The organism is Microbulbifer sp. NBRC 101763 (assembly GCF_040371615.1).
Classification (GTDB): domain Bacteria; phylum Pseudomonadota; class Gammaproteobacteria; order Pseudomonadales; family Cellvibrionaceae; genus Microbulbifer; species Microbulbifer variabilis.
The window spans coordinates 1-13,342 of record NZ_BAABQV010000003.1 but is presented as its reverse complement, the minus strand read 5'-3'; the positions used below and the strand labels follow the sequence as shown (position 1 = coordinate 13,342).

Genomic DNA, 13,342 nt, shown 5'->3' with positions numbered 1-13,342 from the left:
AGATGTCTGAAAGCATCCACAATAAACTAAAGCGTGTGCGCAAGCCGCGTGTACATATTACTTATGATGTTGAAACTAATGGCGCAGAAGTCAAAAAGGAGCTTCCTTTCGTGGCGGGCGTTATGGGCGATTATTCAGGTGATAACACTGAAAATCGCAAGGCGTTGAAAGATCGTAAATTCGTTCAAATCGATCGTGACAATTTCAACGATGTAATGACCAAGGTAAACCCGAAGTTGAACCTACAGGTGGAGAACACCCTGTCAGGTGACGGCAGTAAAATGGCCGTGGATCTCGATTTCAGACAAATGGACGACTTCTCCCCAGAGCAGATTGTGGATCAGGTTGAGCCGCTCAAGCAGCTTTTGGAGGCGCGCAGTAAATTGCGTGACCTTTTGAGCAAGGCTGACCGTTCAGAAGAGCTGGAGAAAGTTCTGGAAGATATTCTGAAGAGCACGGAAAACGTAGGCGCTATTTCCGAGCAGCTGGGCCTGAACAAGGATAAAGGAGAGGACTCAGAATGAGCACAGAAGTAGAAAATGTAGCGGAAAGCGAAGCTGAGGAACAATCTTCCAGCCTGTTGGACCAGGCGATTGCCGCAACTAAGCAAACTGAGCCTCAAGAAGCGCAAGACCTGATTGCAAACCTCACTGAACAGGTCCTAAAAGGTACCGTTACCTGGGATCGCAACCTGACTCAGACCATTAAAACTGCGGTTAGCGCGATTGACCAGGCTATGTCCAAGCAGCTGTCCGCAATCCTGCACGATGAAAAATTCCAAAAGCTGGAAGGCTCCTGGCGTGGGCTCAACCACTTGGTGATGAACTCTGAAACCGGGGCGACAATGAAGATCCGCATGCTCAATCTGAGCAAGCGTGAACTGTTCCGTGACCTGGACAAAGCTGTTGAGTTTGACCAGAGCCAGACCTTTAAGAAAATCTATGAAGAAGAGTTTGGCACCGCTGGTGGTGAGCCTTATGGCTGCATGATTGGTGATTTCGAATTTACCAGCCACCCAGAAGATATCGAGCTGCTGAGCAAGATGTCGAATGTTGCTGCAGCGGGCTTCTGTCCGTTTATTTCCGCTGCCGGCGCCGGTATGTTTGGTTTTGATGATTACACTGAGCTGTCCAAGCCCCGCGATCTCGGCGGTATTTTTGAGTCAGCTGAATACATTAAGTGGCGTAGCTTCCGCGACAGTGATGATTCCCGTTTCGTGACTTTGGTGATGCCGCGCACCCTGGCTCGTACCCCTTATGGCGCCAATACCAAGCCCATCGAAGCTTTTGATTTTGAGGAGTTTGAAGTTGATGAGTCCGGTGTTTCCCGTCCGGCTGAGCACGACCAGTACTGCTGGATGAATGCTTCTTATGTTATGGGTACCACCATGACCAAAGCTTTCGCTGAAAACTCCTGGTGTACTGCAATTCGCGGTGCAGAGGGTGGTGGTAAGGTGGAAGGTCTGCCCTCACACGTGTTTAAAAGTGATGACGGCGATCTTGACCAGAAATGCCCTACTGAAATCGGTATTACCGACCGCCGTGAAGCGGAACTCAGTGCTCAGGGCTTCCTGCCGCTGTGCCATTATAAAAATACTGACTATTCCGTATTTTTCGGTTCCCAGAGCGCACAGAAAGCCAAGACTTATGATGACCCGGATGCAACTGCAAACGCAGCTATTTCCGCGCGTTTACCTTATCTGATGGCCACTTCTCGTATCGCCCATTACCTGAAAGTAATGGCTCGGGACAAGGTGGGTTCTTTCATGGAAGCCAGTGACTGTGAGCGCTGGTTGAACAAGTGGATTTCCCAATACACCAACTCAAATCCGGATGCGAGCCCGGAAATGAAAGCGAAGTACCCGCTCTCTGAGGCCCGTGTGGAAGTGAAGGAAATTCCAGGACAGCCTGGCTGTTACAGTGCGGTTGCTTATTTGAAGCCTTGGCTGCAGATGGAAGAGCTGACTACATCCATGCGTATGGTGGCGAATATCCCGTCCGCTGGATAATGCCACAGGCCCGCCTGTTTGAGGCGGGCCACCTCTTCAAAGGGCCTTGCTCAAGGCCAGGATTCTGTCGAGTCTCTCAGGAACAATGCTTGTGGGAGTTTTCCGGTGCCTTGCGCAACACATGACCAGATAATGGAAGATCACGTAGACGTACTACCGGAAAAGTTGGCCAAGGGAGAGCAGCGCGAACTTCGGCGCTTTTTAAGTGAGCCGGATGATCTGTTTGCCTTTGAATATTGGCTAACTGAAATTTGTCCCTGCTCAAAGAAGGATAATTTTTCTGTTCGCCAGTATCTCAGCCGCGTGATTATGGAGCTGGATGAGCTTATTTGTGATCAGGTAAATCGGATCATTCATCACCCTCGCTTCCAACAACTCGAAGCAAGTTGGCGTGGTTTGTCCATGCTGGTTTTTAATACGCCGCACTCGGACAATATTAAGATCAAATTACTGGATGCCAACTGGCGGGATTTGAGCAAAGATATGGAAAGAGCTCCGGATTTTGATCAGTCCGGTCTTTTCCACCTAATCTATAACGAGGAGTTCGGCACTCCGGGTGGTGAGCCATTTGGCCTACTACTGGGCGATTACTATATCTGCCATCGACCAATGCCGGATCACCCCTACGATGACGTATTTACACTGCAGGGGATAGCGCATACGGCAGCAGCTGCTTTTGCTCCTTTCATTTGTGCCGCCACTCCGTATCTCTTTGGTATTGATCATTTCGATGACCTTGCAAAACCAATCCAGTTTTCCGAAGTTTTTCGCCAGAAAGAGTATATTCGCTGGAATAGTTTGCGCGACCTGGAAGATAGCCGCTTTGTTGCGGTTACCCTGCCGCATGTACTAATGCGCGAGCCTTACAGTGTTGAATTTTCCCGCTATCGTGGATTGCGATTTCAGGAGCAGGTTAATGCCTCTCACAACCGACACTATTTATGGGGTAATGCCTGTTTTGCCTTAGGCGCCGTGCTGCTGCGTGAATTTAGTGAGGTGGGATGGTTTTCCCATATTCGTGGCGTAGCCCGCGATCACCTGGGTGGCGGTCTGGTAACCCAGTTGCCGAAAATACCCTATAGACCGGATAGCAATCCTTCGATGGTGCGTATGTCCACCTCGATTCTGGTTACAGATTTTGCGGAAAGGGATTTGTCTGAGCTGGGATTTGCCTGCTTGAGCCACTGTTATGATACCCCTTACAGCGCATTTAATAGTGTGCCGTCTCTACAAAAGGCTAAGCAATACACCTCGAAAGCCGCCACAGCGAATGCGCGTATCAGTTCCATGTTACAGCAGATTCTTTGTGCGTCCCGCTTTGCACATTATATCAAGGTAATGATCAGGGATAAGGTTGGTGCCTATATGAATGCCGCTGACTGTGAACGCCAGTTACAACAGTGGCTCGATCGTTATACCACTGGCCGTGACGATCTTTCGTGGGAGATGCTTGCGCGCTATCCATTGCGCGAGGCACGAGTCAGGGTGGTTGATGAGCCTGGCAAGGCAGGTAGCTATCAAAGTGTTATCCACTTGAAAAGTCATTATACCGTTGATCATTTGGTTTCTGAACTGAAGCTGACTACGGCCTTGGCGACCATAGGTGTAGGAGGCACTTAGGTTTATGGCAAAGGAAAAGCGCCTGCTGGCACCGGTTCTGGACAGACTGCTGGATTCTTCTAGCAGAATGGATATACATCAATCCCATCAGGTTCTGAGGCAATTACGTGAGGGAGTGCGACGCGATCTCGAGTACCTATTTAATACGCGCTATCGCTGTATTTCTGCTCCTGATGGACTGGATAATCTTGAGCACTCTAATATTAATTATGGTCTCCCGGATTTATCCACAGTAAATTTATCTTCATTGGGCAGCAGGAAACAGTTTTGCCGGGATATAGAAAAAACAATCCTAAATTTTGAGCCAAGAATTCGCTCGGTAAAAGTCACAACCCAGGAAAAGGTTGATGTAGAGGATCCGAGTATTCGTTTTCGAGTCGAAGCTGTATTGCATGTGAACCCGGCGGCAGAAGTGATTGTGTTTGATTCGGCCCTGAACCCTGTGACCCAACTGGTAGACGTGTCTGAGATTATGTAATGAGTGAAAAATTAATCGATCTCTATGAGCGCGAATTAGCCTTTATTCAGCAAACTTCTGCTGAATTTGCTCGGATGCATCCCGCAGCGGCCTCGCGATTACAATTGGATGCGGAAACAGTTGACGATCCTCTCGTGGGACGCTTGTTATCGGGTTTCGCTTATATGAATGCGAGGGTACAGCAGAAACTCAGCGATGATTTTCCCGAGCTGACAGATGCTATGCTGGAAACCCTTTATCCGCATTATCTAAGGCCAATTCCCTCCTGCGCTATTGTACAGTTTGAGCCGGATGCAGATCTCGATGCTATCACTCCGGTGGCAGCTGGTACTTTATTGGAAAGTGAAAGCTTTCAAGGACAGACCTGCCGCTTTACTACTAATTATCCGGTAGATATCAGTCCATTTCAGCCCGTGAGCGCTAGTCTGATGCCCAGGCCCTTTATTGCACCTGGTTGTAATGATATCCAGGGGGCAAATGCGGTTCTTAAATTGTCCTTAAAAGCTTTGAGCCCGGATTTAAGTTTTGCGGAAATGACACCGGAAAATTTGCGTTTTTTCCTGCGCGGTCAAGCTACGCACGTATATGCTCTTTACGATTTGTTGCTGACAAAGTGTGTAAAGTTGGTAGTAGCCAATGGTGAGAGTGACCCTAAACCAACATTTCTATCTCCTGATGATATCAAACAGGTAGGGCTGGACGAAGATCAGGGATTGTTGCCTTACCCCGATACAGCATTTATTGGCTATCGGCTACTGACAGAATATTTTGCTTTTCCAGAAAAATTCCTATTTCTGGATATTGCCAATTTGCAGAATGCTCTGAATGAGAGCTATGGTGATACACTAAATCTCTATTTCTATCTTTCTGAAACCCATGAAGAATTGGAAAAACAACTGGTTCCCAGTATGTTTGCCCTTGGCTGCACTCCGGTAATCAACTTATTTAGTCAGAGTGCTGATCCAATCCCCTTGAGTCACACTCAATATAATTATCATATTGTGCCCGATGCTCGCCGCAGTGATGGCTTGGAGATTTATTCCATTGACGAGGTCGCTGCGACAGATGGTGATGGAGAAACGACCAATTACCGACCATTTTATGGCATTAAGCATAGTCAGCATCATGCGGAGCAATCGGCATTCTGGTACAGCCAGCGCAGAGATGTTATTGAAGGTGAGCATCGCAATGAACAGGCTTCAGAGGTTGATATCAGCCTGGTAGATCTCGATTTTAATCCACACAGAATCAGTGACCAGACGCTGGATATCAAGCTAACTTGCTGTAATCGCAATTTGCCAAAAAAACTACCCAGTGGAAATTCGCAACCTTATCTAGAGGTGGTGGATGGAGATGTTCCAGCCAGTCGTATTTCCAGTGTGGTTGCGCCAACAGCGACATTGAGACCTCCGAGAAGAGAGCGTGGTTTCTGGCGATTAATTTCGCACCTGAATTTGAATCATCTTTCACTATCAGGTGATCAGGGTTGTGACGCGCTCAAGGAGATATTCAGGCTATATGATTTTCGCGATTCTGCCAGCACACGCAACTTAATTGAGTCGTTGCTTAAGTTGCAAACCAAGCCTGTTACCGCACCGATACAGATCGATCAGAGTGTAGTTTTGTGCCGGGGTACTGAAGTGGAAATAGAACTCGATTCTATGATGCTTACTGGTACTAGCCCACTCTTGTTTGCCAGTATTATTGAGCGCTTTTTAGGACTCTATTGCTCTATTAATTCATTTACCAAATTGATTGCCACTATGAGTGGCAGAGATGGAGACTTGAAGAGATGGCCACCTCGCGCCGGCGAAAAAGCTTTACTGTAATAGAGCGGCTGCGCCGAGAACCCTACAATTTCGACTTTTTTCAGGCTGTACGTCTGGTAGAGCGGGCAGTGTCAATGTCGGATGGCGGGTTCTGTAAAGAGCCTATTGCCGGAGCCGCACCACCATCCAAAGAATTGGTTCGTTTTAGCGCTCAATCGGGGCTTTCATTTGTTGGGTCAGACGTTCTACGCCTTGAGAAAAAACAATCCGTTGGGGCACAAGGGCAGGACGCCGATGTCAGCCAATGGCATATGGAGGTTGGGTTTACCGGTTTGATCGGTAGTCAGGGGGTTATGCCTTACTACCTGACTGAGCTTGTGCAAAAAGAGCTGAGGGAAAATAACACGGCTCTGCGTGATTTTCTCGATATGTTCAATCATCGTCATGTGTCACTGCTCTACCAAGCTTGGTACAAATATCAACTTCCAGTGAATTATGAACGGCAGCGCCTGCGCACTGAGCGTGAACCTGATCTTTTCACCCAAGCTATTGCTTCCCTGGCTGGACTCGGCACGAGTGAAATGCGTTACCGGATGCCTATACCTGATGAGGCAATGTTGGGAATGGCCGGCCACCTTGGTCAGGAGCGATGCTCTGCGGCAGCTCTGACCAGTATGATCAAGCACTACTTTAATCTTATCGTGAGTATTGAGCAGTTCCAGGGGCAATGGGATGCGCTACCCAAAGATATTCTCTGTAGACTCCCGTGTGATGAGGCTCCTGATGGGGTGAATAATTGCCTTGGTACCAACACGATCCTGGGGACTCATTGCTTCCAGGCACAGAATAAATTCCGGGTGATTATAGAACCAATGGCCTATGAGCAATTTATGACAATTGCTCCTGGAACCCAGAAATTGGAAGCATTAAAAGCGTTTATTAAGTTTAGCGCAGGTATTGAAATGGATTTTGAACTTTCCGTATCACTGCCTTCCAAGCAAGTGTCACCGGTACAGTTAAATCGGAAATCTGAACATGAGCCCCTGCTAGGATGGAATACTCATATGGCCAGTGAGCAGGAAGCTGTAGATCCAGTGCAGATTACGCTAAGTGCTGAAAATTTATCACCCGATGAAGCTTTACCAGCAGCATAAGTAATATTTAACAATAATTTTTAAAAGGACCTTTACGCCGTGATTAATATTGATCTGAAGCGGTTAGTGGATACCATGACACCGCACATGCGTGACTCTCTTGAGGGGGCTGCCGGCTTGTGTTTGGCACAGAACCAGTACAATGTAGAGTTAGAGCACTGGCTACTCAAATTGTTGGACCAGTCTGATACAGACCTGTATCACCTGCTGGAAAAACATGATTGTAACCCAGCCAATTTCGCCAAACAGTTGGCAACGGCAATTGCTGGGTTCCGTTCCGGAAGCAGCCGCCCACCGGCGCTGTCTCCGACTATTGTAGAGGCAGGTAAAAATGCCTGGATGCTTGCTTCAATTGACTATGGCCATCGTGCTATCAGTTCCGGGCATTTCCTGGCGGCGCTATTATTGGAAGAAACTTCCCGCCGACAAATCCTAGAGTCTTGTCCCGAACTCAAGAATATAGCCCCGGAATCTGTCCGTGAAACAGCTAGAGCGATGTTTGGTCAGAGCGGAGAATCCAGCCATGTAGGAGCTGCGGCAGCCAGTAGTGATGGAGCTGCTGCGGTGGCCGCAGCGGCCAGCAAGGCGCCGGCGTTGGACAAGTACACTATTAACCTCACCGAAAGAGCCAAAAAGGGTGAGATCGATCCTGTACTCGGCCGAGATGAAGAGATTCGCCAGTGTATCGATATCCTAACCCGTCGCCGACAAAATAACCCAATTCTTACCGGCGAAGCCGGTGTTGGCAAAACCGCCGTCGTGGAAGGGTTTGCATTACGCATTGCCAGTGGTGATGTACCAGAGCCATTGCGTGGTGTCGCTGTACGTACACTCGACCTCGGCCTGTTACAGGCGGGCGCCAGCGTAAAGGGCGAGTTCGAGAATCGCTTGAAATCGGTTATCGAAGAAGTACGCGCTTCAGCTACGCCAATAATTTTATTTATTGATGAAGCCCACACCATGATTGGTGCTGGTGGTAAGGAAGGACAGGGTGATGCGGCTAACTTGCTGAAGCCTGCGTTGGCCAGGGGGGAATTGCGTACTCTCGCTGCAACGACATGGGCGGAATACAAAAAATATTTCGAGCGCGACCCAGCCCTCACCAGACGCTTCCAAGTGGTAAAAGTGGAAGAGCCAGATGAAAACAATGCTATTGATATGATGCGTGGTATTGCTACTTCCCTGGAACAGCATCACAAGGTGCGTATTCTGGATGAAGCAGTTATCGCATCAGTGAAATTGTCCCATCGCTACATTCCCGGCCGCCAGCTTCCCGATAAGTCGGTAAGTCTGTTAGACACCGCCTGTGCTCGGGTGGCTTTGAGTCAGTCGGCTACACCGGGGGCAATTGAAGATGCTCGGATTAATATTAATCGCACTACTACCACTCTGGCCAAGTTGGAACGTGAAAATGCGGCAATGGGTGAGCACGAAGAGCAATTGGCTGAATTGAGAGAGTTTAAGCAAGCTGAAGAGCAGCGCCAGGCCTCTCTGGAGCAGCAACTTACTCAGGAAAATGAGCTGATTGAGCAGATTCAGAAACTGCGTGATCTGATTGACGCTGAGTTTGTAAAAACTCAGGGTGGTAATAGTGAAGAGACTCCCGATGCTGCCTTGTTGGCAGACTACCAAGAACAACTTAAAGTTCTTATCTCTGATCTGGAGGCGATCCAGGGAGATACACCACTCATGCAGCCTGCGGTGGACGAGCAGGCAATAGCTGCGGTAGTTGCCAACTGGACTGGAATCCCGGTAGGCAAAATGGTGAGCGATGAAATTGTTGCAGTGAAGACACTGGCCGACCGGCTGAATAAGCGTGTCATAGGACAGCCACACGCAATTGAAGCCGTTGCCCAGGCAATCCGTACCTCCCGTGCTGGGTTGACTGATCCCCGTAAGCCTGTCGGGGTATTTATGTTCTGCGGTACCAGTGGTGTGGGTAAAACCGAAACTGCGTTGGCTTTAGCGGATGAGCTATTTGGCGGTGAGCAAAGTATTACCACAATTAATATGGCTGAGTTCAAGGAAGAGCATAAAGTTTCCATGCTTCTGGGCTCTCCACCAGGGTATGTTGGTTACGGAGAAGGTGGTGTGCTCACTGAAGCTGCACGACGCAAGCCTTATTCAGTAATCCTGCTAGATGAAATGGAAAAAGCCCATCCGGGTGTGCAGGATATTTTCTACAATTTGTTTGATAAAGGCACGATTAAGGATGGTGAAGGTCGTGATATCGACTTTAAGAACACAGTTATTATCATGACTTCAAACGCTGGTGAAGACGCTATCAGAGCTATCTTTAACCAAGTTGAGGAAAAGCCTGAACCGGATGTATTGTTGGATAATATCCGTCCTCATCTGTTACAGAAATTCAAGCCGGCTTTCCTCGGCCGGGCTAATGTAGTTGCCTACTACCCGCTGGATGATGAGGATCTGGTTGAGATTTGTAAAATCAATATGCGCAAGATTGAGAAACGAGTGCGTGAGCACTACGGAGCATCTTTCTCATATGATGAGGATGTACTTATCAATATCGTAGCACGATGTCATGAAGCTGATACTGGCGCCCGTAATATTGAGGTGATCTTAAATAAAACTCTGTTACCTGAATTGGCTAGTGAGTGCCTGGATAAGATGGCGAAAGGTGAAGAAGTTAAGGTAATTAAAGTTTCCGCGACTGAAGAAGGTGACTTTGCCTATAACGTAGAATAATCAGAAAACTAGCCCAGTAGTGGAGTCAACTGGATTGCACTACTGGGCTGGGTACCACTTAATGCCATATTGCTATAGTTACTTCTGCTAAGTCAGATTAATGAATCATTCTTCCTGCTCTCATTACTAAGTCAGAGATAGCCCGATGCATACGTAAGAACACCATGCGTATAAATGAGACCGTGATGTCAACTCCTTCCACAATAGTCATACCGATTAACTGAGCAAATCTACGTATTAGCCGCATTACCCAGAAGGAAATATCTTTACTTACTTGGTAGGCGTTATGTAGGAATATTGCCAACCTGTCTAAGATGGTAAATGTTGTACTTCCTGCGACAACCAAAGAGATTCCAGCCAAATGACCGATCTTCTTTAAGACCCAGAGTAACGCCTCTCCTGCAATCCAAGCGGTATTCATGGATAATGAGAGAATACCATCTGATTTAAGCCAGGCTTCGATACTTTTATCCAAATTACCTTTAGGCTTTCTTTGTCTAACAGTATCCCAATCTAGACTCGTTTCATTCGGTGCGACAGAGTCAATATAGGTTTCGCTGCTATGATTAGTAAGAGGACTATAGCTTGGGCTTGGTAGTTCAAAATCTCCTATTCCACCGCTCGGTACATGAACAAATGGCCAAGTAGGCACCATAGGAACAGCATCGGCTCGATGATAAACTCGGTAGATATTGTGAGGAGTTAATCGGCGTTTACAATTATTGGAGAATTGATCAAGTCCAACCCTGGGGCTCCCATAGGTGTAGAGTTTTACAGTTTTTCCTGTGTTAGAGGAGAGCCAATCTGCAGCTAGAGTCGCTAGAGCCCCACCCAGGCTATGTCCAACGCAGTGTATTGTATGTATGTTAGATGGAAGATTTTGAGAAAAATTTTCTAGCTGGGGAAAGAAACTTTCAAAAGTATAGTAGAAGCCCTGATGTACTGACCCGCCAGTATGGAATCGTTTAATACCTGCATTTAGATCTGTTAATAGGTCGTAACCGCTGGCAGTTCCTTTCAGAGCTACAAAAGCCTGCCCTTTAAAGTTATCTTTACCACATGTCGCGATGCCCATTGCGTGAGTACTTTTTATTAGAGTAAAAGCACCTGTTTTCCCTTGTATTTTATTGGGGAGGTTTTCTTTTATGTCAAAGTCATCTTTGTATAGATCAAAGAAAATCTCTTGGTCATTAGGTTTCTTGATTAAGTAAATATCTGCAGCAAGCTGAGCACTATATTGTGGTGTGAGCATTATTTTGAATCCTTTTTATGGTTAAATAAATTTGCAAGAAGTCTTTACCGCTGACTTGAACTTTCTTTCTGTTTTTGGCTCGTCAGAGAGTTCACACGATAGATTAATTGGGTCACCGTTCATTTCTGAGTTTTCACCAGGATTTCTTTTTGCATAAATCCAAATTAAATAGTTATTATTTTCATATTCTACGTTTATGCTTTGTGAGGAAATAAACTCTACAGGTAGCACCTGAGTAAATGAATTTTCAAATTTTGCAGGAAGATCAACATTTCCGTCTTCATCTGAAGTAAAGAGGTCAATTTGCTCATCTTTCCAGTCAATCGTGCGAATAATTTTTGCGCCTACGGCAGGTTCACCATTTAAGGTGAGTCGGATTTTCATTTCTGAAAATGTGCATGCTTTTAGCGGGTTTAAAAATGCCATTCCGTAAGTTCCTCCTGAAATAGATAGAAGAAGTAAAATTAATGTGATTTTGAGGGGCAATATTTTATTGTGCATAAGAGTAAGTTTTTCATGTTAGGATTTATGGGCTGAATTTTTAGATTTATAATTTTAAAGCTGACAAGGTTTTTTCATCTTGCCTGGTTCTATTTGACGCTGCCTGTGGATGAGTGCCATGGGTGCATGCGCTAACTAAAGCGTAATTTTTAATATTATCTATGACAAGTTAGCCTTTGTTTTCTAAGAACTATTTATCCAATTGTAGCTGCAGGGCTGTATTCTATGAAGTGCAAGAAAAGACCTGAAGCTAATATTTGCACTTCATCCTGAGTGGATAAGAATATATAAATTTATATGCAGCTAATTAGCTTTGAAGCTAATGGATATCAGGCTAAAAAATAAAGAGGCTACTTGTTTTTTGTACGTAGCCCAATTTTTCGTTACTGTCACCAGATTATTTTAAGATAAATAATCGCTTGTTTGTCTAAACAACGGTAGGTTCTTTATTATTTGCTCAGACAATCTATTGTTTATATACAAGGCGCCATAGGTGGAATATTATTTAGCCACCGATCAGTACTGTGGGGCATCCGATTACAATCTTGCCGCCATGGCCAGTTGTATCTCCCATGCGGGCAGCAGGCTTCTTTTGCAGCAGTACGGTAGTGCTGCCCATAGCTACAGTATCTGGTGGTCCTACACAGGTACAGGCACTGCCAACCGTAGCTGAGGGCATTCCGCCGATAATGACCGTTGGAGCACCTGGGCTGAGGATCGGCCCGCCGACGTGAGGTACAGTACCTGTCACCATCGGACAGACATGCATATCCGTAATTCGTGAAGCCGGCTTGCCCATATTTAGTCCTCTATCCTGCCATTACCGCCACGAGCCAGATCCAACCCTTGATTCATGTATCTTGCGAATCTTTTGCCGGGATCCACTGGATCAGATAAAACTGCAGCGAGAGTGACACTACCAGCGACGGCGTGTGCATAAAGATGTTCTGGCGGCTCAACTACAGGCTCACCTTCCGCCGCCAGACTTCCATGGCACCAACTCGCTGCTGTAGCAGCCCAGCTCGCTGGGGTTTTGTGCTTGGTTTTATCGCCCAGGGTTTTGCACTTTAACCGAGTCTCTTCGCTGGGCTTTTTGGCCCAGCTTTCCGCAGCGACTAATGCATTTACATTGTCTTCATCAGTTTCTGGGCTTTGAATATCCCGAGCTGCGAGACAGGCCCACCAAACAGCTTCCCGTTTGGGGAGCCCATGTGCCAATAATTTGATCGCATCGGGGTAAAGACCCGCGTCAACCAGTTGGTTAATGCTGACCTCGGGCGCAGTATCGGGCACCAGGTGCTCTTCCGCTTCTTCACTCACCTCAAAATTTTTTAGCAGCTCCGCCGCGGTAAGTGCTTGTACTTTGATCAGGTCAGTCATTCTTAGTTAATCCCCATCAGTTGATCATAGTCACGCCGCCTTTCAGGGTAAGCATGCCGCCGCCTTTAACTTCAGCTGTAGCATCTCCCTTGCAGGAAAGCATTGTACCTTTGATGGTGATTCCCGCTGGGGTTAGCTTAATACTACTGCCCCCAACCTTTAATTCAATTGAAGCTTTTGAGGATATTTTGATAGCCCCCATAGCATCTGTGGTTTGCGAGCCTTTGCTAATCTTGAGTGTGTGATTGCCTGAACCAATCGTGACAGTCTGGTTTCCTTTATCCACATTCAATTTTTGGTCACCTTTGGCAATGGTGACCACTTCGCTACCATCAGTTACGGTGATGCTACGATCCTGTTTAACTTCCAGAGTTTGCTTGTTTTCTATTTTGCCAGTTTGGTCATTATGGATAACAAAGTTGTGATCCTTACCGGCTTCCATATAGATTTCTTCGTTGCCACCTTTGTCAT

General features: G+C 46.8%; 12 protein-coding genes. 7 read left to right on the top strand and 5 right to left on the bottom strand.

Annotation, left to right across the window (positions count from 1 at the left end; genetic code table 11):
* The first annotated feature begins 2 nt into the window (after positions 1–2).
* The 7 genes from tssB to tssH all read left to right on the top strand — a co-directional run bounded on the left by tssB (position 3) and on the right by tssH (position 9,738).
* Positions 3–524 carry a type VI secretion system contractile sheath small subunit gene (gene tssB, locus ABWV76_RS08185; protein WP_020413601.1) on the top strand — a complete coding sequence of 174 codons (522 nt, stop codon included), beginning with the start codon at positions 3–5 and terminating at the stop codon, positions 522–524.
* A complete protein-coding gene (tssC, locus tag ABWV76_RS08180) occupies positions 521–2,008 on the top strand; it encodes a type VI secretion system contractile sheath large subunit (RefSeq protein WP_020413600.1) in 1,488 nt (495 codons plus the stop codon). Before tssB ends, tssC (ABWV76_RS08180) begins: the two co-directional genes overlap by 4 nt.
* 132 nt (positions 2,009–2,140) lie before the next feature.
* Positions 2,141–3,628: a type VI secretion system contractile sheath large subunit gene (gene tssC / locus ABWV76_RS08175; RefSeq protein WP_020413599.1), complete on the top strand. Its 1,488-nt coding sequence runs from the start codon at positions 2,141–2,143 to the stop codon at positions 3,626–3,628.
* 4 nt (positions 3,629–3,632) lie between these two features.
* Positions 3,633–4,106: a type VI secretion system baseplate subunit TssE gene (tssE, locus tag ABWV76_RS08170; RefSeq protein ID WP_020413598.1), complete on the top strand. Its 474-nt coding sequence runs from the start codon at positions 3,633–3,635 to the stop codon at positions 4,104–4,106.
* Entirely contained in the window at positions 4,106–5,935 is a 1,830-nt protein-coding gene (gene tssF / locus ABWV76_RS08165) for a type VI secretion system baseplate subunit TssF (RefSeq protein WP_020413597.1), read from the top strand. The genes tssE and tssF overlap by 1 nt, the downstream gene beginning before the upstream one ends.
* Entirely contained in the window at positions 5,899–7,029 is a 1,131-nt protein-coding gene (tssG, locus tag ABWV76_RS08160) for a type VI secretion system baseplate subunit TssG (protein WP_020413596.1), read from the top strand. The genes tssF and tssG overlap by 37 nt, the downstream gene beginning before the upstream one ends.
* A 39-nt stretch (positions 7,030–7,068) precedes the next feature.
* On the top strand, positions 7,069–9,738 hold the full coding sequence (tssH, locus tag ABWV76_RS08155) for a type VI secretion system ATPase TssH (RefSeq protein ID WP_020413595.1): 2,670 nt from the start codon (positions 7,069–7,071) through the stop codon (positions 9,736–9,738).
* A gap of 97 nt (positions 9,739–9,835) precedes the next feature.
* Here tssH and ABWV76_RS08150 read toward each other — a convergent pair whose 3' ends face one another.
* From ABWV76_RS08150 to ABWV76_RS08130, 5 genes are all read right to left on the bottom strand, one after another.
* A complete protein-coding gene (locus ABWV76_RS08150; RefSeq protein WP_020413594.1) occupies positions 9,836–10,990 on the bottom strand; it encodes a lipase family protein in 1,155 nt (384 codons plus the stop codon).
* Positions 10,991–11,011: 21 nt separating this feature from the next.
* Positions 11,012–11,416: a DUF6795 domain-containing protein gene (locus tag ABWV76_RS08145; protein ID WP_353375728.1), complete on the bottom strand. Its 405-nt coding sequence runs from the start codon at positions 11,414–11,416 to the stop codon at positions 11,012–11,014.
* 580 nt (positions 11,417–11,996) lie between these two features.
* Entirely contained in the window at positions 11,997–12,290 is a 294-nt protein-coding gene (locus tag ABWV76_RS08140; RefSeq protein WP_020413592.1) for a PAAR domain-containing protein, read from the bottom strand.
* A gap of 2 nt (positions 12,291–12,292) precedes the next feature.
* Positions 12,293–12,871 (bottom strand): DUF6931 family protein, encoded by a 579-nt coding sequence (locus tag ABWV76_RS08135; protein WP_020413591.1) that lies wholly within the window; start codon positions 12,869–12,871, stop codon positions 12,293–12,295.
* Between the two features lie 16 nt (positions 12,872–12,887).
* On the bottom strand, positions 12,888–13,342 hold a 455-nt coding region (locus ABWV76_RS08130; protein ID WP_502914787.1), incomplete at its 5' end, for a bacteriophage T4 gp5 trimerization domain-containing protein.

Bases quoted from the DNA above. Each gene is read 5' to 3' on its own strand.
- ABWV76_RS08150 (WP_020413594.1), bottom strand. From the start codon at position 10,990: ATGCTCACACCACAATATAGTGCTCAGCTTGCTGCAGATATTTACTTA.
- ABWV76_RS08135 (WP_020413591.1), bottom strand. From the start codon at position 12,871: ATGACTGACCTGATCAAAGTACAAGCACTTACCGCGGCGGAGCTGCTA.
- tssF (WP_020413597.1), top strand. From the start codon at position 4,106: ATGAGTGAAAAATTAATCGATCTCTATGAGCGCGAATTAGCCTTTATT.
- tssG (WP_020413596.1), top strand. From the start codon at position 5,899: ATGGCCACCTCGCGCCGGCGAAAAAGCTTTACTGTAATAGAGCGGCTG.
- ABWV76_RS08140 (WP_020413592.1), bottom strand. From the start codon at position 12,290: ATGGGCAAGCCGGCTTCACGAATTACGGATATGCATGTCTGTCCGATG.
- tssB (WP_020413601.1), top strand. From the start codon at position 3: ATGTCTGAAAGCATCCACAATAAACTAAAGCGTGTGCGCAAGCCGCGT.
- tssC (WP_020413600.1), top strand. From the start codon at position 521: ATGAGCACAGAAGTAGAAAATGTAGCGGAAAGCGAAGCTGAGGAACAA.
- tssE (WP_020413598.1), top strand. From the start codon at position 3,633: ATGGCAAAGGAAAAGCGCCTGCTGGCACCGGTTCTGGACAGACTGCTG.
- ABWV76_RS08145 (WP_353375728.1), bottom strand. From the start codon at position 11,416: ATGGCATTTTTAAACCCGCTAAAAGCATGCACATTTTCAGAAATGAAA.
- tssC (WP_020413599.1), top strand. From the start codon at position 2,141: ATGGAAGATCACGTAGACGTACTACCGGAAAAGTTGGCCAAGGGAGAG.